The organism is Streptomyces sp. NBC_01298, from assembly GCF_035978755.1.
Classification (GTDB): Bacteria; Actinomycetota; Actinomycetes; order Streptomycetales; family Streptomycetaceae; genus Streptomyces.
Map to the genome: position 1 here is coordinate 6,860,675 of NZ_CP108414.1, position 20,263 is coordinate 6,880,937.

21 protein-coding genes are annotated in these 20,263 nt (G+C 71.2%); 15 read left to right on the forward strand and 6 right to left on the reverse strand.

Translation table 11 applies throughout. The features are described from left to right. Positions 1 to 13: 13 nt before the first annotated feature. From OG730_RS31170 to OG730_RS31185, 4 genes are all read right to left on the reverse strand, one after another. On the reverse strand, positions 14 to 1,006 hold the full coding sequence (locus OG730_RS31170; protein WP_327307351.1) for a COX15/CtaA family protein: 993 nt from the start codon (positions 1,004 to 1,006) through the stop codon (positions 14 to 16). Positions 1,007 to 1,010: 4 nt separating this feature from the next. Beyond that, the gene (locus tag OG730_RS31175; RefSeq protein WP_327307352.1) at positions 1,011 to 2,147 is read right to left on the reverse strand and encodes a hypothetical protein; all 1,137 of its coding nucleotides are present in this window, start codon (positions 2,145 to 2,147) and stop codon (positions 1,011 to 1,013) included. A gap of 225 nt (positions 2,148 to 2,372) precedes the next feature. Then, on the reverse strand, positions 2,373 to 3,140 hold the full coding sequence (locus OG730_RS31180) for an ABC transporter permease (RefSeq protein WP_327307353.1): 768 nt from the start codon (positions 3,138 to 3,140) through the stop codon (positions 2,373 to 2,375). Beyond that, entirely contained in the window at positions 3,137 to 4,063 is a 927-nt protein-coding gene (locus OG730_RS31185) for an ABC transporter ATP-binding protein (RefSeq protein ID WP_327307354.1), read from the reverse strand. Before OG730_RS31185 ends, OG730_RS31180 begins: the two co-directional genes overlap by 4 nt. 133 nt (positions 4,064 to 4,196) lie before the next feature. On the opposite strand from OG730_RS31185, the gene OG730_RS31190 reads away from it, so the two are divergent. The 11 genes from OG730_RS31190 (at position 4,197) to OG730_RS31240 (ending at position 14,702) form a co-directional block, all read left to right on the forward strand. Then, entirely contained in the window at positions 4,197 to 4,988 is a 792-nt protein-coding gene (locus tag OG730_RS31190) for a formate/nitrite transporter family protein (RefSeq protein WP_327307355.1), read from the forward strand. A 101-nt stretch (positions 4,989 to 5,089) separates the two neighbouring features. Then, positions 5,090 to 5,869, forward strand: coding sequence for a helix-turn-helix transcriptional regulator (locus tag OG730_RS31195; RefSeq protein ID WP_442815059.1), 780 nt, complete (start codon positions 5,090 to 5,092; stop codon positions 5,867 to 5,869). Continuing rightward, positions 5,866 to 7,281 (forward strand): Fe-S cluster assembly protein SufB, encoded by a 1,416-nt coding sequence (sufB, locus tag OG730_RS31200; RefSeq protein WP_327307357.1) that lies wholly within the window; start codon positions 5,866 to 5,868, stop codon positions 7,279 to 7,281. The genes OG730_RS31195 and sufB overlap by 4 nt, the downstream gene beginning before the upstream one ends. A 59-nt stretch (positions 7,282 to 7,340) precedes the next feature. Beyond that, positions 7,341 to 8,519, forward strand: coding sequence for a Fe-S cluster assembly protein SufD (gene sufD, locus OG730_RS31205; protein ID WP_266909692.1), 1,179 nt, complete (start codon positions 7,341 to 7,343; stop codon positions 8,517 to 8,519). Beyond that, positions 8,519 to 8,836, forward strand: a complete 318-nt coding sequence (locus OG730_RS31210; protein ID WP_327307358.1) for a bifunctional 3-phenylpropionate/cinnamic acid dioxygenase ferredoxin subunit — start codon at positions 8,519 to 8,521, stop codon at positions 8,834 to 8,836. The genes sufD and OG730_RS31210 overlap by 1 nt, the downstream gene beginning before the upstream one ends. 7 nt (positions 8,837 to 8,843) lie before the next feature. After that, positions 8,844 to 9,611, forward strand: a complete 768-nt coding sequence (gene sufC, locus OG730_RS31215) for a Fe-S cluster assembly ATPase SufC (RefSeq protein ID WP_327307359.1) — start codon at positions 8,844 to 8,846, stop codon at positions 9,609 to 9,611. After that, positions 9,608 to 10,864 carry a cysteine desulfurase gene (locus tag OG730_RS31220; RefSeq protein ID WP_266909694.1) on the forward strand — a complete coding sequence of 419 codons (1,257 nt, stop codon included), beginning with the start codon at positions 9,608 to 9,610 and terminating at the stop codon, positions 10,862 to 10,864. The genes sufC and OG730_RS31220 overlap by 4 nt, the downstream gene beginning before the upstream one ends. Positions 10,865 to 10,893: 29 nt before the next feature. Then, positions 10,894 to 11,355, forward strand: coding sequence for a Fe-S cluster assembly sulfur transfer protein SufU (gene sufU / locus OG730_RS31225; protein ID WP_327307360.1), 462 nt, complete (start codon positions 10,894 to 10,896; stop codon positions 11,353 to 11,355). After that, positions 11,352 to 11,696 (forward strand): metal-sulfur cluster assembly factor, encoded by a 345-nt coding sequence (locus OG730_RS31230; protein ID WP_073913993.1) that lies wholly within the window; start codon positions 11,352 to 11,354, stop codon positions 11,694 to 11,696. Before sufU ends, OG730_RS31230 begins: the two co-directional genes overlap by 4 nt. Positions 11,697 to 11,889: 193 nt before the next feature. Beyond that, positions 11,890 to 13,314 carry a DUF3616 domain-containing protein gene (locus OG730_RS31235; RefSeq protein WP_442815060.1) on the forward strand — a complete coding sequence of 475 codons (1,425 nt, stop codon included), beginning with the start codon at positions 11,890 to 11,892 and terminating at the stop codon, positions 13,312 to 13,314. Then, the gene (locus OG730_RS31240; RefSeq protein ID WP_442815061.1) at positions 13,311 to 14,702 is read left to right on the forward strand and encodes a DUF3616 domain-containing protein; all 1,392 of its coding nucleotides are present in this window, start codon (positions 13,311 to 13,313) and stop codon (positions 14,700 to 14,702) included. Before OG730_RS31235 ends, OG730_RS31240 begins: the two co-directional genes overlap by 4 nt. On the opposite strand, the gene OG730_RS31245 is transcribed toward OG730_RS31240, so the two are convergent. Further along, positions 14,689 to 15,603 (reverse strand): hypothetical protein, encoded by a 915-nt coding sequence (locus OG730_RS31245; RefSeq protein ID WP_327307361.1) that lies wholly within the window; start codon positions 15,601 to 15,603, stop codon positions 14,689 to 14,691. The two genes, OG730_RS31240 and OG730_RS31245, sit on opposite strands and share 14 nt — an antisense overlap. Positions 15,604 to 15,733: 130 nt before the next feature. Between OG730_RS31245 and OG730_RS31250 the strand changes: the two genes are divergently transcribed. Further along, the gene (locus tag OG730_RS31250; RefSeq protein ID WP_267821749.1) at positions 15,734 to 16,057 is read left to right on the forward strand and encodes a DMT family transporter; all 324 of its coding nucleotides are present in this window, start codon (positions 15,734 to 15,736) and stop codon (positions 16,055 to 16,057) included. A 174-nt stretch (positions 16,058 to 16,231) separates the two neighbouring features. Beyond that, a complete protein-coding gene (locus tag OG730_RS31255) occupies positions 16,232 to 16,780 on the forward strand; it encodes a TetR/AcrR family transcriptional regulator (RefSeq protein WP_327307362.1) in 549 nt (182 codons plus the stop codon). Positions 16,781 to 16,913: 133 nt separating this feature from the next. Here the strand turns inward: OG730_RS31255 and OG730_RS31260 are convergent, their stop codons facing one another. Further along, positions 16,914 to 17,786, reverse strand: coding sequence for a winged helix-turn-helix transcriptional regulator (locus OG730_RS31260; protein WP_327307363.1), 873 nt, complete (start codon positions 17,784 to 17,786; stop codon positions 16,914 to 16,916). 101 nt (positions 17,787 to 17,887) lie between these two features. On the opposite strand from OG730_RS31260, the gene OG730_RS31265 reads away from it, so the two are divergent. Next, a complete protein-coding gene (locus OG730_RS31265; protein ID WP_442815062.1) occupies positions 17,888 to 19,183 on the forward strand; it encodes an MFS transporter in 1,296 nt (431 codons plus the stop codon). Positions 19,184 to 19,192: 9 nt separating this feature from the next. Beyond that, positions 19,193 to 20,173: a 2,3,4,5-tetrahydropyridine-2,6-dicarboxylate N-succinyltransferase gene (dapD, locus tag OG730_RS31270; RefSeq protein WP_327307364.1), complete on the forward strand. Its 981-nt coding sequence runs from the start codon at positions 19,193 to 19,195 to the stop codon at positions 20,171 to 20,173. Positions 20,174 to 20,263: the final 90 nt, after the last annotated feature.

The window sequence follows — 20,263 nt, forward strand, 5'->3', positions numbered from 1 at the left end:
CGCCTCCGGAGGGTCAGACCGCCGCGAGCCGGGCGTCGTCGCCCTGCGCCGGGATGCCGGCCTGCTCGGACGGACGCTCGCGCAGGCTCAGCACCACGCGGACCACCGAGATCCACACCAGGCAGGAGCCGAGCATGTGGGCGGCGACCAGGGCCTCGGGCACCTCGGTGAAGTACTGGACGTAGCCGATGGCGCCCTGGGAGAGCAGCACGATCAGCAGGTCGCGGGCGCGCGCCCGGGTGTCGACGGGGGCGTCGACCACGCGCAGCACCAGCCACATGGCGACGGCGAGCGCGCAGACCACCCAGGCCGAGATCGCGTGCACGTGGGCGGTGGCCGACCAGTCGAACGGCATCCGCTTGATCTCGCTGCTGTCACCGGCGTGCGGGCCGGAACCGGTGACCACCGTGCCGGCCGCGATCAGGACGACGGTGGCCGCGACCAGCGCCCACGCGAGCTTGCGCACCGGGGCGGGCACGCGCGGCCGGGCCGGGCCGTCACCCTCGCGGGTGCGCTGCCAGGTGATCGTCGTCACGGTGATCAGCGAGGTGGCGAGCATGAAGTGCCCGGCCACGCTGTAGGGGTTGAGGCCCGTCAGGACGGTGATGCCGCCGAGGACCGCGTTGCCCATCACGATGGCGAACTGGATCCATCCGAGCCGGGTCAGCGAGGTGCGCCACGGCTTGGCGCAGCGGGCGGCGGTGATCGCCCAGCCAACGGCCGCGCAGAGCACGTACGTCAGCATGCGGTTGCCGAACTCGATGGCGCCGTGGAAGCCCTGCTCCTGGGTCACGATCAGGCTGTCGCTCGTGCACTTGGGCCAGGTGTCGCAGCCGAGTCCGGATCCGGTCAGCCGCACCGCGCCGCCGGTGACGACGATGACGATGCTCATGAGCACGGCCGCCAACGCGGCCCGCTGGACGGTCCGGGGTGAGGGAGTCCAGCGGCTGGCGAGGTATGCGAGGGGGGTCAACACGGCACTTATCGTACGCGGACACTTGTGCAAAGTTTCACGAGGGGGTGGCGATCGTTCCGTCAGGGCCGATGACCAGCCGGAACAGGGCCCCGGCCGGGTCGCCTTCGGTGTGCCACCACACGCGGATCCGCCAATGCGCGCTCCCGCCCGGGTAGTCGGCCGAGGCCGCGAAGCCATGTACCAATTCGGCCCCTACGTCCTCGGCTGTCCTGTTTCGCACTTCCGCCCCGCTGTGCCAGGGATGCGACTGTACGTTCCACAGCCCGTCGGGGCCGCGGACCTCGACGCGCCACACCGCGACCCACGGGGTCACCTCCAGCATCGTGTGGACCTGGTCGGGGTCCAGGCCCAGCCCGGCGGCGATCTCCTCCTCGGGGGCGCCCCGGACGCGGGCGCCCACCACGGCCTGGGGCAGTAGCCGTTCGGGCAGCAGCCCGCGCGTGCGCAGACCCACCAGGGAGGCGAAGGGCAGGAAGCGAAGCCGCAGTTCGAGCTGGCGGCCGATGTGGTCCAGGGCCTCTTCGGCCTCCTGGGACTCGTCGGAGCCCGGATCGGCGAGCAGGAGCCGCCGGAAGGAGCCCTCCGCGTCGACCGCCCAGGCCACGGACTCCTCGGCCAGGCCCAGCTCCGCGAGCCGGTCGCCGAGGAACACCTTCGCCTGCGCGAGGCCCCGCTGATTGACCGGATCCTCCTGGTCCAGGGCAGCCCAGACCTCCACCGCGCCGTGGGTCAGGTCTCTGGCCCGCTCGCCCGCTGCCTGCTCCATGGGGCTCGGGCCGCTCTCGGAGCCGGGGCCCAGCGGGTGCTTCGGCAGCCGCTCCCCGTCGCTGAGCGGCCAGGACAGCCAGACCCCCTGGTTGATCAGGCCCCGGGCGTACCAGCGGGCGTACTCGGCCGCGTGCCCGGCCGCCTGCTGCGAGAAGCGCAGCCCCTCCTCGATGGCGGCCAGCGCCCCGGCCCGGTCCCCGTCGGCGAACCGGCGGGCCGCCAGATCGCCGAGGCGCAGACCCAGCCGGGCCGCGCACTCGGCGTCCGCGCGGGCCGGCTCGCGCAAGGCCGCGATCAGCTCGGCGAGCAGGGCGTCGGCCTCCGCGGGCTCCGCGTGCGCCGCGCCCGACCGGATCCGTGCCCACTGTTCGTCCAGCCGCAGAACGGCCTCCCGCTGCGCCATGTCAGCCCCCCGGCTCCACGCGTGAACGTGCCCATCCTCCCAGGGAACGCCAGGCCGGGGGGAAGTGTTCCGATCAATCCCCGCGGCTATTCGAGTGATGGTACGGTTGCACTGCGTAACCGGGCGGGTCTCAACCCGGGTGGCATCGATCGCGTAAGACTTGTCCGTCCGCTGGGCGGCGAGCAGCGTGAGCCAGGAAGTTCCCTCGCCTGCGGGGGAGCGGGGTCAATCCCAGCGGAACCAGCGTGCAGCAGCGCCGAGTCCGAGTACGGCCCAGCAGGTAAGCACGGCCGCGTCGCCCCAGGGCAGCGCGGCCCCGTGCTGGAGCACCTCGCGCAGCCCGTCGGAGAGCGCGGAGATCGGGAGCAGGCCGAGGGCGGACTGGACCGCGCCGGGGAACTTGTCCATCGGCACGATGACCCCGCCGCCGACCAGGAGCAGCAGGAAGACCAGGTTGGCCGCGGCCAGGGTGGCCTCCGCCCGCAGGGTGCCCGCCATCAGCAGGCCGAGCCCGGAGAAGGCGGCGGTCCCGAGCAGGATCAGCGCGGCGACGGACAGCGGGTTCCCGTGCGGGGACCAGCCCAGGGCGAAGGCGATCACCGTCAGCAGCGCGATCTGCAGCACCTCGGTGACCAGCACCGACAGGGTCTTGGCGGCCATCAGGGCCCAGCGCGGCAGCGGGGAGGCCCCGAGCCGCTTGAGGACCCCGTAGCGACGGTCGAAGCCGGTGGCGATGGCCTGGCCGGTGAAGGCGGTGGACATCACGGCCAGCGCCAGGATGCCGGGGGCGAGGAAGTCCACGGACTTGCCGTCACCCGTGTCGACGATGTCGACGGCGGAGAAGAGGGTCAGCAGCAGCGCCGGGATGATCACGGTCAGCAGGAGCTGCTCCCCGTTGCGCAGCAGCATCCGGGTCTCCAGCGCGGTCTGCGCGAGGATCATGCGGGACACGGGCGCGGCCCCCGGGCGGGGGGTGAACGTACCGGCGCTCATGCGCGCAGCTCCTTACCGGTGAGCTCCAGAAAAACGTCTTCGAGGGTGTGCCGCTCCACCGAGAGGCTGTCGGGCATCACCCCGTGCTGCGCGCACCAGGAGGCGACGGTGGCCAGCAGCTGGGGATCGACGTCGCCGGTGACCCGGTAGACGCCGGGCAGGAGCTCGGCGGCCTGGGTGCCGTCGGGCAGGGCCTTCAGCAGGGAGCCGACGTCGAGGGAGGGGCGGCCGGTGAAGCGCAGGGTGTTCTCGGCGCCGCCGCGGCACAGGGCGTCGGGGGTGCCGTGGGCGATGACCTGGCCGGCGTCGACGATGGCGACCTCGTCCGCGAGCTGCTCGGCCTCGTCCATGTGGTGGGTGGTGAGGACGACCGAGACCCCGTCGGCGCGCAGTTCCCGTACGAGTTCCCAGGTCGCGCGCCGGGCCTGCGGGTCGAGGCCGGCGGTCGGTTCGTCCAGGAAGACCAGCTCGGGGCGGCCGACGACGGCCATGGCGAGGGCCAGGCGCTGCTGCTGGCCGCCGGAGAGCCGGCGGTAGGCGGTGCGGCCGCAGCCGCCGAGGCCGAGGCGGTCCACCAGGGTGGGGACGTCCAGGGGGTCGGCGTAGAGCTTGGCCATGTGGCGCAGCATCTCGACGGCCCGGGCGCCGGAGTAGACGCCGCCGGACTGGAGCATCACGCCGATGCGCGGGCGCAGGGACTCGGCCTGGGTCACGGGGTCGAGGCCGAGGACGCGGACGGATCCGGCGTCGGGGCGGCGGTAGCCCTCGCAGGTTTCCACAGTGGTCGTCTTGCCCGCGCCGTTGGGACCAAGGACTGCGGTGACCGAGGCCCTCCGGACGGTGAGGTCCAGGCCGTCCACCGCGGTTTTGGGGCCGTACCGCTTCACCAGTCCGCGGATTTCCACGGCGGGGTCGTTGCTCATGGGAAGTGAGTCTACGGAGCCGTGGGAGGTGACCGGGGTGGGGCCGTAGGTCCTGCCCCCGAAGGGTCACGGACCTGCGCATTCGTGACTTTATCGTCCGTCCGGGAGTGGGGTCGGGGCCTAACGTCGAATGGTGAACAGCATCGCTCAGAACGTCGAAGCCACCTCGGGGCAGGCCGAGCACAAGGCCCATGACCTCGGGCATCCGCCGCGCTACTTCGTGTCGGCGATGCTCGCGGGCGCCTACATCGCCATCGGCGAGGTGCTGCTCCTGGTCGCGATCTCGCCGTTCGTGGCCAAGGGCTCGCCGGCCGTGAAGCTGCTGGAGGGGGCGGTCTTCCCGATCGCCCTGACCATCGTGATGTTCGCCGGCGCCCAGCTCTTCACGAGCAATGTGATGGTCATGCTGGTCGGCGCCCTGTCGGGGCGGACCGGCCCCCGGGACCTGATCCTCTCCTGGACGCTCTCGCTGGCCGGGAACCTGGTGGGAGCCTTCGCCTTCGGGGCCATGGTGCACGCCTCGGGCGTGGCCTCCTCGCCTTCGGCGCGGTCGATGCTCACCGAGATGGTGCACGGGAAGATGGCGCTGAGCGGCGGACAGCTGTTCTGGCGCGCGGTGCTCTGCAACATGCTCGTCTGCCTGGCCATCTGGATGTTCACCCGGGCCCGCGGCGATGCCGCCAAGATTTTCGTCCTGTGGCTGCCGGTGGCCGTCTTTGTCGCCGTCGGATTCGAACACTGTGTAGCGAACATGGCTGTTTTCAGCCTCGCGATCCTGGATGGCTCAGCCGGGTTCGGTGATCTTTTCCGCAATCTGATGTTCACCGTGCCGGGGAACATCGTGGGCGGGGGATTGCTGGTGGGAGCCGTTTATTGGTTCACCGGCGGGGCCCTGCGCGAGGGCGGAGCGTCGACTTCGGAGTAACGCTCCGTGGATAAATAAGGTAACCCTTAGTGATGGAGGCCACCAGAGGTGGCCTCCATCACGGCTTGTCGGGGCCCGACTAATTACGCAACAATGGCGTTGTGAAATACGGCGAACGGATGAGCGAGGCCCCCCAGGGCGAACTCGCGACCGGGGAGCGGTCAACCCGCAACCGGGTCGCGCGGTCGATCCTGGACCACGGTCCCTCCACCGTCGCCGACCTCGCCCAGCGCCTCGGCCTCACCCAGGCCGCCGTCCGCCGCCACCTCGACACGCTCGTCGCGGACGACGTGGTCGAACCCCGTGAGCAGCGCGTGTACGGCGCGCGGACCCGAGGGCGGCCCGCCAAGGTCTTCGCGCTGACCGACTGCGGCCGTGACGCCTTCGACCAGTCCTACGATTCGCTCGCCGCCGACGCCATGCGCTGGATCGCGCAGGCCGCCGGGGGCGGGGAGCAGGGCGAGGCGGCCGTGGCCGCCTTCGCGAAGGCCAGGCTGACGGCGCAGGCGGAGACCTACCGCGAAGCCGTCGAAGCGGCCGGCCCCGCGGGGCGCACCGAGGCCCTTGCCAAGGCGTTGACCGGAGACGGGTACGCTGCTACGGCGAAGAGCGCTCCCGGTCCGCACAGCGGTGAACAGCTCTGCCAGCACCACTGCCCGGTCGCACACGTCGCCGAGCAGTTCCCGCAGCTCTGCGAGGCGGAGACCGAGGTCTTCTCCCGCCTGCTCGGGACGCACGTGCAGCGTCTCGCCACGATCGCCCACGGCGACGGGGTGTGCACGACGTTCATTCCACGCAGTGGGAACGGCGTCCGTGCCGCAGGCGCCACACAGACCGACATTTCAGTATCTGCAAGTACGGCCGGGAGGAACCCCGCATGACCACGGAGACTGCTCACCCTGAGCTCGATGGCCTGGGCACCTACGAATACGGATGGGTCGACTCCGACGCGGCCGGCGCGGTCGCCAAGCGAGGCCTGTCCGAGGAGGTCGTCCGCGACATCTCGGCGAAGAAGTCCGAGCCGGAGTGGATGCTGAACCTCCGTCTCAAGGGCCTCAAGCTGTTCGGCAAGAAGCCCATGCCCAACTGGGGTTCCGACCTCTCGGGCATCGACTTCGACAACATCAAGTACTTCGTGCGTTCCACCGAGAAGCAGGCCGCTTCGTGGGAGGATCTGCCGGAGGACATCAAGAACACGTACGACCGGCTCGGCATCCCGGAGGCGGAGAAGCAGCGCCTCGTCGCCGGTGTCGCCGCCCAGTACGAGTCCGAGGTCGTCTACCACCAGATCCGTGAGGACCTGGAGGAGCAGGGCGTCATCTTCCTCGACACGGACACCGCGCTCAAGGAGCACCCGGAGCTCTTCCAGGAGTACTTCGGCACGGTCATCCCGGTCGGCGACAACAAGTTCGCCTCGCTGAACACCGCCGTGTGGTCGGGCGGCTCGTTCATCTACGTCCCCAAGGGCGTCAAGGTCGACATCCCGCTCCAGGCCTACTTCCGTATCAACACGGAGAACATGGGCCAGTTCGAGCGGACGCTGATCATCGTGGACGAGGACGCCTACGTCCACTACGTCGAGGGCTGCACCGCCCCGATCTACTCCTCGGACTCGCTGCACAGCGCCGTGGTCGAGATCATCGTGAAGAAGGGCGGCCGCTGCCGCTACACGACGATCCAGAACTGGTCGAACAACGTCTACAACCTGGTCACCAAGCGCGCCGTGGCGTACGAGGGCGCGACCATGGAGTGGATCGACGGCAACATCGGTTCCAAGGTCACCATGAAGTACCCGGCCGTCTACCTGATGGGCGAGCACGCCAAGGGCGAGACCCTCTCCATCGCCTTCGCGGGCGAGGGCCAGCACCAGGACGCCGGCTCCAAGATGGTCCACATGGCGCCGAACACCTCCTCCAACATCGTCTCGAAGTCGGTGGCCCGAGGCGGCGGCCGCACCTCGTACCGCGGTCTGGTCGAGATCGGCGAAGGCGCCAAGGGCTCCAAGTCCAACGTGCTGTGCGACGCGCTCCTGGTCGACACCATCTCCCGCTCGGACACGTACCCCTACGTGGACGTCCGCGAGGACGACGTGTCCATGGGCCACGAGGCGACCGTCTCCAAGGTCTCCGACGACCAGCTCTTCTACCTGATGAGCCGCGGTCTGACGGAGTTCGAGGCCATGGCGATGATCGTGCGCGGCTTCGTCGAGCCGATCGCCCGTGAGCTGCCGATGGAGTACGCGCTGGAGCTGAACCGGCTGATCGAGCTGCAGATGGAAGGCTCGGTCGGTTAGTCCCGGCCCGCCCGACGTCCCGCAGCAGATTCTTTAAGGAAGAGAGCAACACGACAGCCATGGCTGAGGCTCAGAACATTCCGGCGGGTTCCACCACCGCCGGCGCGATCGCGGTGGCCGCCGAGTCGACCGTCGCCACCCGGATGAGTGCCCCCCCGTCCTTCGACGTGGCGGACTTCCCCGTGCCCACCGGCCGCGAGGAGGAGTGGCGCTTCACGCCGCTCGCCCGCCTCAAGGGTCTGCACGACGGCACCGCGGTCGCCAACGGCACCATGAAGGCTCAGATCGACGCGCCCGACGTGGTCACGATCGAGTCCGTTGAGCGCGGCGACGCGCGCATCGGCAAGGCCGGCACTCCGGTGGACCGGATCGCCGCCCAGGCGTTCTCGTCCTTCGCCAAGGCCACGGTCGTGACCGTGCCCAAGGAAGCGGTCCTCACCGAGCCCGTGCGCGTCACGCTGCACGGCGAGGGCGGCACCACCTTCGGCCACACCGTCTTCGACGTGAAGGCCTTCGCCGAAGCCGTCGTCGTCATCGACCACACCGGTGACGGCGTCCGCGCCGCCAACGTGGACTTCCTCGTCGGCGACGGCGCCAAGCTCACCGTGGTCTCCGTGCAGGACTGGGACGACACCGCCGTCCACGTGTCCCAGCACAACGCGCTGATCGGACGCGACGCGACCTTCAAGTCGATCGTGGTCACCTTCGGCGGAGACCTCGTACGCCTCCACCCGCGCGTGAACTACGCGGGCCCCGGCGGCGAGGCCGAGCTCTTCGGCCTGTACTTCACGGACGCCGGTCAGCACCAGGAGCACCGCCTCCTGGTCGACCACAAGGCCCCGCACTGCAAGTCGAACGTGGTCTACAAGGGCGCGCTCCAGGGCCAGGACGCCCACGCCGTCTGGATCGGTGACGTGCTCATCGAGAAGACCGCCGAGGGCACCGACACCTACGAGATGAACCGCAACCTCGTCCTCACGGACGGCGCGCGGGTCGACTCGGTGCCGAACCTGGAGATCGAGACCGGCGAGATCGTCGGCGCCGGCCACGCCTCCGCGACCGGCCGCTTCGACGACGAGCAGCTCTTCTACCTGCAGTCGCGCGGCATCCCGGCCGACGAGGCCCGCCGCCTGGTCGTGCGCGGCTTCTTCGCCGAGCTCGTCCAGCAGATCGGTGTCGACGACATCGAGGAGCGCCTGCTCGCCAAGATCGAGACCGAGCTCCAGGGTTCCGTCTGATGACTTACGTCAAGGCCTGCGCGCTGAGCGAGCTCGAGGAGAACGCCCCCAAGCGGGTCGAACTCGACGGCACGCCGGTGTCCATCGTGCGCGCCGGGGGGGAGGTGTTCGCGATCAACGACATCTGCTCGCACGCGAACGTCTCCCTCTCGGAGGGCGAGGTCGAAGACTGCATGATCGAATGCTGGCTGCACGGCTCGGCCTTCGACCTGCGCACGGGCAAGCCGTCCGGCCTGCCCGCGACGCGCCCCGTCCCCGTATACCCCGTAAAGATCGAAGGGGACGACGTGCTCGTCTCCCTCACCCAGGAGTCCTGAGGTATCCATGGCAACGCTTGAAATCCACGACCTGCACGTCTCCGTCGAGGCCGAGAACGGCGCCCGCGAGATCCTCAAGGGCGTCGAGCTCACCATCAAGCAGGGTGAGACGCACGCCATCATGGGTCCGAACGGCTCCGGCAAGTCCACCCTCGCGTACGCGCTGGCCGGTCACCCGAAGTACACCATCACCAAGGGCACCGTGACCCTGGACGGCGAAGACGTCCTGGAGATGTCCGTCGACGAGCGCGCCCGCGCCGGCATGTTCCTCGCGATGCAGTACCCGGTCGAGATCCCCGGCGTCTCGGTCTCCAACTTCCTGCGCACCTCGGCCACCGCCATCCGCGGCGAGGCGCCGAAGCTGCGCACCTGGGTGAAGGAGGTCAAGTCCGCGATGGAGCAGCTCCAGATGGACACGGCCTTCGCCGAGCGCAACGTCAACGAGGGCTTCTCCGGCGGTGAGAAGAAGCGCCACGAGATCCTGCAGCTGGAGCTCCTGAAGCCGAAGATCGCGATCCTCGACGAGACCGACTCCGGCCTCGACGTCGACGCCCTGCGCCAGGTCTCCGAGGGCGTCAACCGCGTCCACTCGACCGGCGACACCGGCACCCTGCTGATCACGCACTACACGCGGATCCTCCGTTACATCAAGCCCGACTTCGTCCACGTCTTCTCCGAGGGCCGCATCGTCGAGTCCGGCGGCGCCGAGCTCGCCGACAAGCTGGAGGCAGAGGGCTACGAGTCCTACAGCACGAAGGGTGGCGCGACCGCGTGACACAGCTGCCTGGCCTCCTCGACATCGAGGCGATCCGCAAGGACTTCCCCCTTCTGGATCGTGTGGTCCACGACGGGAAGAAGATCGTTTACCTGGACAACGCTGCGACCTCGCAGAAGCCGCGCCAGGTGCTCGACGCGCTGAACGAGTACTACGAGCAGCACAACGCCAACGTCCACCGCGGCGTGCACGTGCTCGCCGAGGAGGCCACGGCGCTGTACGAGGGCGCCCGCGACAAGGTCGCCGCCTTCATCAACGCTCCGAGCCGCAACGAGGTGATCTTCACCAAGAACGCCTCGGAGTCGCTCAACCTGGTCGCGAACATGCTCGGCTGGGCGGACGAGCCCTACCGGGTCGACCGCGAGACCGAGATCGCCATCACGGAGATGGAGCACCACTCCAACATCGTCCCGTGGCAGCTGCTCTCGCAGCGCACGGGCGCGAAGCTGAAGTGGTTCGGCCTCACCGACGACGGCCGGCTCGACCTGTCCAACATCGAAGAGGTCATCACGGAGAAGACGAAGATCGTCTCCTTCACGCTGGTCTCCAACATCATGGGCACGGTCAACCCGACCGAGGCGATCGTCCGGCGCGCGCAGGAGGTCGGCGCGCTGGTGCTGATCGACGCCTCGCAGGCCGCGCCGCACATGCCGCTCGACGTGCAGGCGCTCGGCGCCGACTTCGTGGCCTTCACCGGCCACAAGATGTGCGGCCCGACCGGCATCGGCGTCCTCTGGGGCCGCCAGGAGCTGCTCGAGGACCTGCCGCCCTTCCTGGGCGGCGGCGAGATGATCGAAACCGTCTCGATGCACTCCTCGACCTACGCCCCGGCGCCCCACAAGTTCGAGGCCGGTACGCCCCCGATCGCCCAGGCCGTCGGCCTCGGCGCGGCCGTGGACTACCTGACCGCGATCGGCATGGACAAGATCGCCGCGCACGAGCACGCGATCACCGAGTACGCGATCAAGCGCCTCGCGGAGGTCCCCGACCTGCGCATCATCGGCCCCACCACGGCCGAGGACCGCGGCGCCGCGATCTCCTTCGTGCTCGGTGACATCCACCCGCACGACGTCGGCCAGGTACTGGACGAGCAGGGCATCGCGGTCCGCGTGGGACACCACTGCGCCCGCCCGGTCTGTCTCCGGTACGGAATTCCGGCGACGACGCGAGCGTCTTTCTATCTGTACTCCTCTCCGGCCGAGGTCGACGCACTGGTCGCCGGGCTGGAGCACGTACGGAACTTCTTCGGATAAGACGAAGCGACGAAGGCGACGAGGGCGCAGTGAAGCTGGAATCCCTGTACCAGGAACTGATCCTGGACCACTACAAGCACCCGCGCGGGCGAGGCCTGCGCGACGGCGACGCCGAGGTGCACCACGTCAACCCGACGTGCGGTGACGAGATCACCCTGCGCGTGAAGTACGACGGCGAGACCCTCACGGACATCTCGTACGAGGGCCAGGGCTGCTCCATCAGCCAGGCCGGCGCGTCGATACTGAACGAGCTGCTCGTCGGCAAGGAGCTGGGCGAGGCGCGGAAGATCCAGGAAGTCTTCCTGGAGCTGATGCAGTCCAAGGGCAAGATGGAGCCCGACGAGGCCATGGAGGAGGTGCTGGAGGACGCGGTCGCGTTCGCCGGCGTCTCCAAGTACCCGGCCCGGGTGAAGTGCGCCCTGCTGAGCTGGATGGCGTGGAAGGACGCGACCGCCCAGGCACTGGGCGACGCCGAGAGGAAGACGGCATGACCGAGAACGCGACGCCCGAGGCGTCCATCAAGCCGGCCACCGAGGAAGAGGTCCGCGAGGCCCTCTACGACGTGGTCGACCCCGAGCTGGGCATCGACGTCGTCAACCTGGGCCTGATCTACGGCATCCACGTCGACGACGCGAACATCGCCACCCTCGACATGACCCTCACCTCGGCGGCCTGCCCGCTGACGGACGTCATCGAGGACCAGGCGAAGTCGGCCACGGACGGCATCGTCAGCGAACTGCGCATCAACTGGGTGTGGATGCCGCCGTGGGGCCCGGACAAGATCACGGACGACGGCCGCGAGCAGCTGCGCGCGCTCGGGTTCAACGTCTGATCGACGCCCGCCCCATGTAAGACCCGCACGACGGCCGCCTGACGGCCGAGTGAACGGACGACCCCCGGCACCGGTGTGCCGGGGGTCGTCTGTTTTCCCGTCGGACCGCCCGCGTGCACCGGGAGTTGGCCATGGTGGCCGAATCTTCTCGACGGCCCGTCACAACGTGACGGCGCAGACGAGAGGACCTCCGTTGACCGTTCGCCTTTCACCGGCACGCCGCCTCGGTGCCGTGGGAGCCGCCGGGGCCGCTGCCCTGCTCGCCGCCGGACTGGCCGCGCCCGCCCACGCCGCCCAGGAAGCCGTCGCCGAACCGACCATCGCGCTCTCCGCCGGGCACCTGTCGGGGGCCGTCGGCGCGATCGGCGACCCGGCCGTCACCGTGGACATCGCGCAGGAGGGGATACCCGCCGCCTTCCTCAAGGTCGAGGTCCTCTCCTCCAGCAACCCGGCGGTCGCCGGGCCCGGCGACGTACGCATCGTGCGGACCTGGCAGGGCGACCGCGAACTGACCGTCCACCCGCGGGCCCAGGGCTATACCGACCTGACGCTCCGGGTGACCGGCCGCGGCGGCGGGACGGCCACGGCCACCCTCTCCTACGCCGCTTCGGCGCGGGTGGGCACGGGCGCCCTCACCACCCGCTACCTCACGGGCTCCGCCGACTCCTCGGCCGCCGTGGACGTCGGCGGCGGCTACGCGCTGGTGGCCGACGACGAGACCAACGTGCTGCGCCTGTACGACCGGCTGCGCTCGGGCGCCCCCGTGAAGACCTGGGACCTCGGCCCCGCGCTCGGCATCAAGAAGGAAGCCGACATCGAGGCCGCCGCCCGGGTCGGCGACACCGTCTACTGGACGGGCTCGCTCGGCAACAACAAGGACGGCAAGTACAAGGCCGAGCGCAACACCGTCTTCACCACCCGGATCACCGGATCGGGCGCCGACACCGAGATCGTCTTCGGCTCCGCCTACAAGGGCCTGCGCGAGGACCTGATCGCCTGGGACACGGCCAACGGGAACCGCTTCGGCTTCGCGGCGGGCACGGCGGCCGGCAAGATCCCCAAGAGCATCGACGGGTTCAACGTCGAGGGCCTGGAGTTCGCCCCCGGTTCCACCACCACCGCCTACCTGGGCTTCCGTGCCCCGCTGGCCCCCGCCGTACCCGGCGGCAAGGCACTGGTCGTGCCCGTCACCAACATCGACCAGGTCGTGGCCGGCGCGGCCAAGCCGGTATTCGGCGAGCCCGTCGAGATGGACCTGGGCGGGCTCGCGATCCGCGACATCCGCAAGAACGCGGCGGACCAGTTCCTGATCCTGGCGGGCTCCTGGGCGGCGGACGACAACTCCGACCCCTACGCCCTCTACCAGTGGGACGGCGTCCCGGCCCACGCCCCGGTCAAGCGGGCCGACCTGCCGACCACCGACCCCGGCGGCTGGGAAGCCGTGGTCTCCGTACCCGACCTGCGGGTGCCCGGAGCCCCCGTCCAGCTGATCACCGACAGCGGCTCCGCCGACCTGTACGGCGACGGCACCGAGGCCAAGGACCTCGACCACCCGGAGTGGAAGAAGTCCCGGTCCGGATGGTTCGCGCTCAGCCCGATTCGCGGAGGTCACCGATGAACACGCAGCATGGGAAGACGATGAAGAAGACGTACCTCGGGGCCGCCGGCATCGCCGCGCTGCTGCTCGCCGCCACGACGATGCCCGCGCAGGCGGTGACGTACGGTACGCCCACCATCTCGCTGTCCGCCTCCTACCTGTCCGGTGCCGTAGGCGCGACGGGTGACCCGACGGTGGACGTGACCGTGGCGCAGAGCGGCGCGGACGTCTCCGCGCTCACCGTGAGCGCCTCGGCCTCCAGCAAGGCCACGGTCGCCGGGACCGGCGACGTGAGCGTCACCGGGACCGGCGCGGTCCGCAAGCTGGCGGTCGCCGCGCGCGGCCGCGGCTACACCAACCTCACCGTCAAGGTGACCGGGCTGGGCGGCAAGACCGCCACCAAGACCCTGTACTTCGCGGCCTCCGCGGCGGTGCAGAACCCGGCCGAGGCGCGCTACTTCACCGGCGCCTCCGACTCCTCGGCCGCCGTGGACGTCGGCGGCGGCTATACGGTCGTCGCCGACGACGAGAGCAACGTGCTGCGCCTGTACGACCGCGCGGGCTCGGCCGCGCCGGTGCGGACCTGGGACTTCAGCTCGCAGCTCGGTGTCACCAAGGAGGTGGACATCGAGGGCGCGACCCTGATCGGCGGCACCATCTACTGGACGGGCTCGCTCGGCAACAACAAGGACGGCGAGTACAAGGCGCCCCGCAACACGGTGTTCACCACCACGCTGAGCGGCTCGGGCTCCACCGCGCAGCTCGCGTACGGGCGTTCGTACAAGAAGCTCCGTGACGACCTGGTCGCCTGGGACACGGCGAACGGCAACCGCTACGGCTTCGCCGCCGGTACGGCCGCCGGTGAGGCGCCGAAGCAGATCGACGGGTTCAACGTGGAGGGCCTGGAGTTCGCTCCCGGTTCCACCACCACCGCCTACCTGGGCTTCCGTGCCCCGCTGGCCCCGGCGGTGATCGGCGGCAAGGCGCTGGTCGTGCCGGTGACCAACTTCGACAAGGTGATCTCCAGCGGGACCAAGGCCACCTTCGGCGCGGGCATCGAGCTCGACCTGGGCGGGCTCGCGATCCGCGACATCCGCAAGAACGCCGCCGACCAGTACCTGATCCTGGCGGGCTCCTGGGCGGCGGACGACAACTCCGACCCCTACGCCCTCTACCAGTGGGACGGCGTCCCGGCCCACGCCCCGGTCAAGCGGGCCGACCTGCCGACCACCGACCCCGGCGGCTGGGAAGCCATCGTGGCGGTTCCCGACCTGTCGGTCGCGGGCGCGCGGGTGCAGCTGATCACCGACAGCGGCTCCGCCGACCTGTACGGCGACGGCATCGAGGCGAAGGACCTCACCCACCCGGAGTGGAAGAAGTCCCGCGCGGCCTGGTTCACGCTGAACTGACCCCCCCTGATGGCGCCGACTGCCTGGTGAGCTCCTCGGCCAGGCCCTCGCGGCGGATCCGCCGGTCTGCGTAGAGCAGGCCGGCGGTGAGCTGCGGGAAGCAGAGCAGCAGGGTCTGCGCGAGCATCCCGCCGAGTGCGGTGAGGACCGCGTGCACGAAACCGCCGTCCACAGCCGGGATCAGACTGAGCGCCCCGGCGAAGGCGAAGGGCAGCTGGACGGCGTACGCCGCCGCGAGCGCGAGCGCGGCGGCGAGTGCGGTGAGGCCGAGCGTGCGCCACCAGGCCCCGCGCACCAGACGGGCCGAGCGGCGCAGGGCGCCGAGCGGGCCGAGCCCCTCGCAGGCCGCGACCGTGGGCGCGAGCGCGAACAGGACCCCGCATCCGAGTGCGGCCGGCAGGGTGGCCGCCGCCAGGAGCGGGGACAGCCCGGCGGCCAGGACGGCTGCGCCCGGTCCGGCCACGGCTCCGAGTACCAGGAGTTGGGTGCCGAGGACGGCCGCGCAGCGGGGGCCGGCGGCGCGCAGCAGCGTACGGGCGGTCGCGGGGCGGCCCAGTACCGCCGGGCGGAGCGCGGCTCCCGTCAGGGCGGCGGCCAGGGCGCAGGTCAGCAGGGTGGCCAGGGCCGCGGCCGGAAGCAGGGCGTCGACGGGCCGGGCGTGCAGCGCGAGCGCGGTCAGGACGGTGGCGGCGACCAGCAGCAGCGCGCCGAGCTGGCCGAGGAGCATGGCTGCGGCGAGGCGGACCCCGTAGCGGGCGAGGGCGGCGCAGGCGCCGCCGAGTATCTCGCCGGGGGTGAGCGGCCGCAGGGCGATGACCCCGGGCCGGGGAGCCTGCGGGGGCAGCCAGCCGCCGCCCCAGGGCGTCCACAGCGACCCCTCCCTCGCTCCGTCCTGGGTCATGCGGATCTCCCGTCCCCCGGTGCGAGCGCCCCGGTGCCGCCGCGCCGACACCGTAGCGGCAGGGGCCGGGGAAGTCCCGGGGACACGCGGATATGTACGACCGTCCATAACGATGTGTACTGTCGTACGCATGCCCTACATACTGCTCGCCGCCGCCATCGCCGCGGAGGTCGCCGGCACCACCGCCATGAAGTTCAGCGAGGGCTTCACGAAGCTGTGGCCCTCGCTGATCACGCTGGTGGGCTACGTCATCGCCTTCACCCTGCTCGCGCAGACGCTGAAGTCGATGTCGGTGGGGACGGCGTACGCGATCTGGGCCGGCGTGGGCACGGCCGCGATCGCCGCGATCGGCATGGTCTTCATGGGGGAGGCCGCGACGGCCGCGAAGATCGGCGGCATCGTGCTGGTGATCGCCGGGGTCGTGCTGCTGAACCTCGGGGGGACCACGCACTGATGGGGACCACGCACTGATGCCCCGCCGGAGTTCCGGCAGGGCATCGACGGGTGCCGGGGGATCCGGCCGGACCGCGCCGCGATGTGGCCGGCGGTGCGCGGGTGCCCGCGTGTGTACTGTCGTACGCATGCCTCGTCTGTCGCCCGCCGCCGCCCTTACGGGCGCCGTCCGCTGATGGCCGGCTCCGTGCGCCGCTACGACCCGGACCGGCGGGACCGGATCATCGCCGCGGCCATCCGGGTGGTCGGCGCCCGGGGCATCGCCGGGCTCAGTCACCGCAGCGTGGCCGCGGAGGCCGACGTGCCGCTCGGCTCCACGACGTACCACTTCAAGACCCTGGACGACCTCCTGGTCGCGGCGCTGCGACAGGCCAACGAGGGCTTCGCCCGGGCGGTGGCGGACTCCGCGGCGCTGGCCGATCCGGCCGCGGACCTGGCGGGAGCCCTGGCCGGCCTGCTCGGCGAGTTCCTGGGGGCGGACCGGGCGCGGGCGGAGCTGGAGTACGAGCTCTACCTGGAGGCCCTGCGCCGTCCCGCGCTGCGGCCCGTGGCGGCCGCATGGTGCGAGGCCGTCTCCACGGCCCTGTCCGCGCGGACGGACCCGGCCACGGCGCGGGCGCTGGTGGCGGTCATGGACGGGATCAGCCTGCAGGTGCTGCTGACGGGGGCGGAGTACGACCGGGCGTACGCCTGCGAGGTCCTGCGGCGGGTGCTGCGGGCCTGACGCCGGGCGGGGCGGCGGCGCGGCGGCGCGGTGGCGTCCCGGGCGGTGGCGCGCGTGGTGGCCCGGCGGTGGTGCGGGTGGCGTCCCGGGCGGCGGCCGAAGCGTGGCCCGGGCGGCGCCCGACCGGCCCCGGCTACGCGCCGCGGACCGCCTCCAGGGCGGCGGCCACGCTCGCCTCGATGTCCTGGACCGGGTAGAAGACCTCGCGGACGGTCCGGTCGCGGTCCACCACCAGCGTCAGGCGCTTCAGCCGGCTGATGCCCCCCGCCCGGAACGTCGGCAGCCGCAGCGCCGTCACCAGGGTCAGCTCCGCGTCGGAGAGGAGGGGGAAGCGGAGCCCCTCGGCCTCCGCGAACTCCCGCTGCTCGTCCGGCCGCTGGGTCGACACCCCGTGCACCGTCGCGCCCGCTGCCGTGAACTCCCCGAGCTGGTCCCGGTAGGTGCACGATTCCAGGATGCACCCCCGCGCCCCGGGGATCCCGGCCCACCCCGGCGGGTAGGACTCGGACCGGGCGAACGCGCCCGGGAAGCCGTACAGGACGGTGAAGGGAGTGTCCGCCACCGGGTCGCGGAGCTCGCCGAACCGGTCCGGCAGCGAGAGCTCCGGCAGCCGGGTGCCGCGCAGCGCGTGGACCCGGACCGCCTCGCGCGAAGCCTCTTCGGTCGTCGCCGTCATCTCTCCCTCTCCCAGGATCCATCGGTCCCCCCAGTCCTGGAGGGCGACGAGCACCGGCAGCAGGCCGCGTCCGCGCGGGGTCAGTCGGTACGCGTGGCGCACCGGCCGCTCCTGGTACGGCTCGCGGGTCAGGACGCCCGCCTCGACGAGCAGTTTCAGCCGCTCCGTCAGGACCTTGCGGGACATGCCCAGTTCGCGCTGGAACTCGTCGAATCGGTCCACCCCGCGTGCGGCGTCGCGGACGATCAGCAGCGTCCACCAGTCGCCCACGACGTCGAGCGCCTGGGCGATGGAGCAGTCCGCGTCGTCGAGGTGCGTGCGCTGGGCCATGGCACTCCTTTGTCCGTTGACCCGAGGTTGCCATGCTGGCACAGTTAGTTCCCAAAGGGAACTAACTCGGGGGTCGGCTGGTGCTGCAAGGATTCAAGGACGTGCCGAGAGCGGTGTGGCTGCTCTTGCCGGGTGTCTTCGTCAATGCCGTGTCCAGCTTCACCTTCGTCTTCGTCTTCGTGTACCTGACCGGTCCGCGCGGCCTCTCCGTCTCCGAGGCCGGCCTGATCACCGGAATCGGCGGCATCGGCCTGGTCGCGGGCAACTTCACGGGCGGCGGGTTCGGGGACCGCTTCGGCCACCGCCGCGTCCTGCTCGTCGCGTCCGCGCTCGCGGGCGGCGCCCTCGTCCTGCTGCCCGCACTGCCCACCGCCGTGCTCTACGCCGCACTGCCGCCGGCCCAGTACGCCATCGGCTCGATCCGCTCCGCCAACGCCGCGCTCGTCGCGGTGATCGTCCCGGAGGGGGTGCGCCGGCAGGCCTTCGCCGTCGTGCGCTGCGTCTCCAACGGCGGCTTCACCCTCGGCGCGCCGCTGGGCGCCCTGATCGCGACGGGCCTCTCCTACGACTGGCTCTTCGTCTGCGACGGCGCGGGCATCCTGGTCTTCGCCCTGTGGACCGCCCGCGTCGTACCGGCGCGCGGCGCCGCGAACACCCCCACCGCGGCCCCGGACGGGGGTCGGGGCCGCGGTGTGTGGGGGGAGCTCCGTACCAGGCCGGCCGTCCTCGTCATGCTGGTCGCGGTCCTGGTCGTCGACGTGATCTACCGCCAGCAGTACACGACCTTCCCCGTGTACCTCGCCGCCCACGGGTTCTCCACCGCCGCCTACGGGCTGATCATCGCGCTCAACGGAGCCGTCATCCTCGTCCTGGAACTCCCGGCCGCCGTCGCCCTGCGCACCCGGCCGCCCCTGCGCGTCATCGGCGTCGGGCTGCTGCTCGTCGGCGCCGGGTACGGAGCCCTGCTGCTCGGGCCCGGGATCGCGGCGGCCGTCGCGATGATGCTGCTGCTGAGCCTCGGGGAGATCCTCTACAAGACGACGGCCACCGCCTACGTCGCCGACCAGGCGCCCGCACACGCCATCGGGCTGTTCCAGAGCCTGTACGCCGGGGTCTCGGCCAGTGGCGTCGTCCTCGGCGGGCCGCTCGGCGGGGCCCTGTACTCCGCGGCGCCCGGGCTGCTGTGGCCGCTGTGCGCGGCGCTGGCGGCGGGGGCGGGCGGGGCGGTGCTGTGGATGTCGGTACGGGTGGCGCGGGAGCCGCGACCTGCGGGGGAGGCGCTCGCGGCGCGGGAGCCCGAGCCGGGGCTCGTACCGGGGCCCGCGGAGGCCCCGGCGCGACACGACCCGCGCCCGGCACATGAGACCGGTTCGCGACCGCGGGCCGTCGCCGGTTAGGTTTCGGGCATGACTGCTACGCGTACCACCGGCGCCGTCGCCGCCGGACTTGCCACCATCACCGCCGACGGCACCGTCCTCGACACCTGGTTCCCCGCCCCCCAGCTGGTCGCCGAGCCCGGCCCGGCCGGGACCGAGCGCCTCACCGCCGAGCAGGCCGTGGAGCTGCTGGGGGCCACCGCGCCCAAGGCGATCCGCCAGGACGCGGTCCGCGGCGTCGAGGTCGTAGCCGTCCGCACCGTGATCGCCTCCCTGGAGGACAAGCCGCTGGACGCGCACGACGCGTACCTGCGCCTGCACCTGCTCAGCCACCGCCTGGTCAAGCCGCACGGCCAGAACCTGGACGGCGTCTTCGGCCTGCTGGCCAACGTCGCCTGGACCTCGCTGGGCCCGGTCGCGATCGACCAGGTCGAGACGGTCCGCCTGAACGCCCGCGCCGAGGGCCTGCACCTCCAGGTCACCTCGATCGACAAGTTCCCGCGGATGACGGACTACGTCGCCCCCAAGGGCGTGCGCATCGCCGACGCGGACCGGGTCCGCCTGGGCGCGCACCTCGCCGAGGGCACCACCGTCATGCACGAGGGCTTCGTCAACTTCAACGCCGGCACCCTGGGCACCTCCATGGTCGAGGGCCGGATCTCCGCGGGCGTCGTGGTCGGCGACGGCTCCGACATCGGCGGCGGCGCGTCCACGATGGGCACCCTGTCGGGCGGCGGCAAGCAGATCATCTCGATCGGCGAGCGCACCCTGATCGGCGCCGAGGCGGGCATCGGCATCGCGCTGGGCAACGAGTGCGTCGTCGAGGCGGGCCTCTACGTCACCGCCGGCACCCGCGTCACCCTGCCGGACGGCCAGGTCGTCAAGGCCCTGGAGCTCTCCGGCGCCGACAACATCCTCTTCCGCCGCAACTCGGTCACCGGCGCCGTCGAGGCCCGCCCGTACAAGGCGGCTTGGGGCGGCCTGAACGAGGTCCTGCACAGCCACAACTGACCGACCCCGGTCCGGTCACGCACGACGCCCTCCCACCCCGACGGGGGTGGGAGGGCGTCGTGCGTGGTGAGAGCCCTCCCGCCCCGAGCG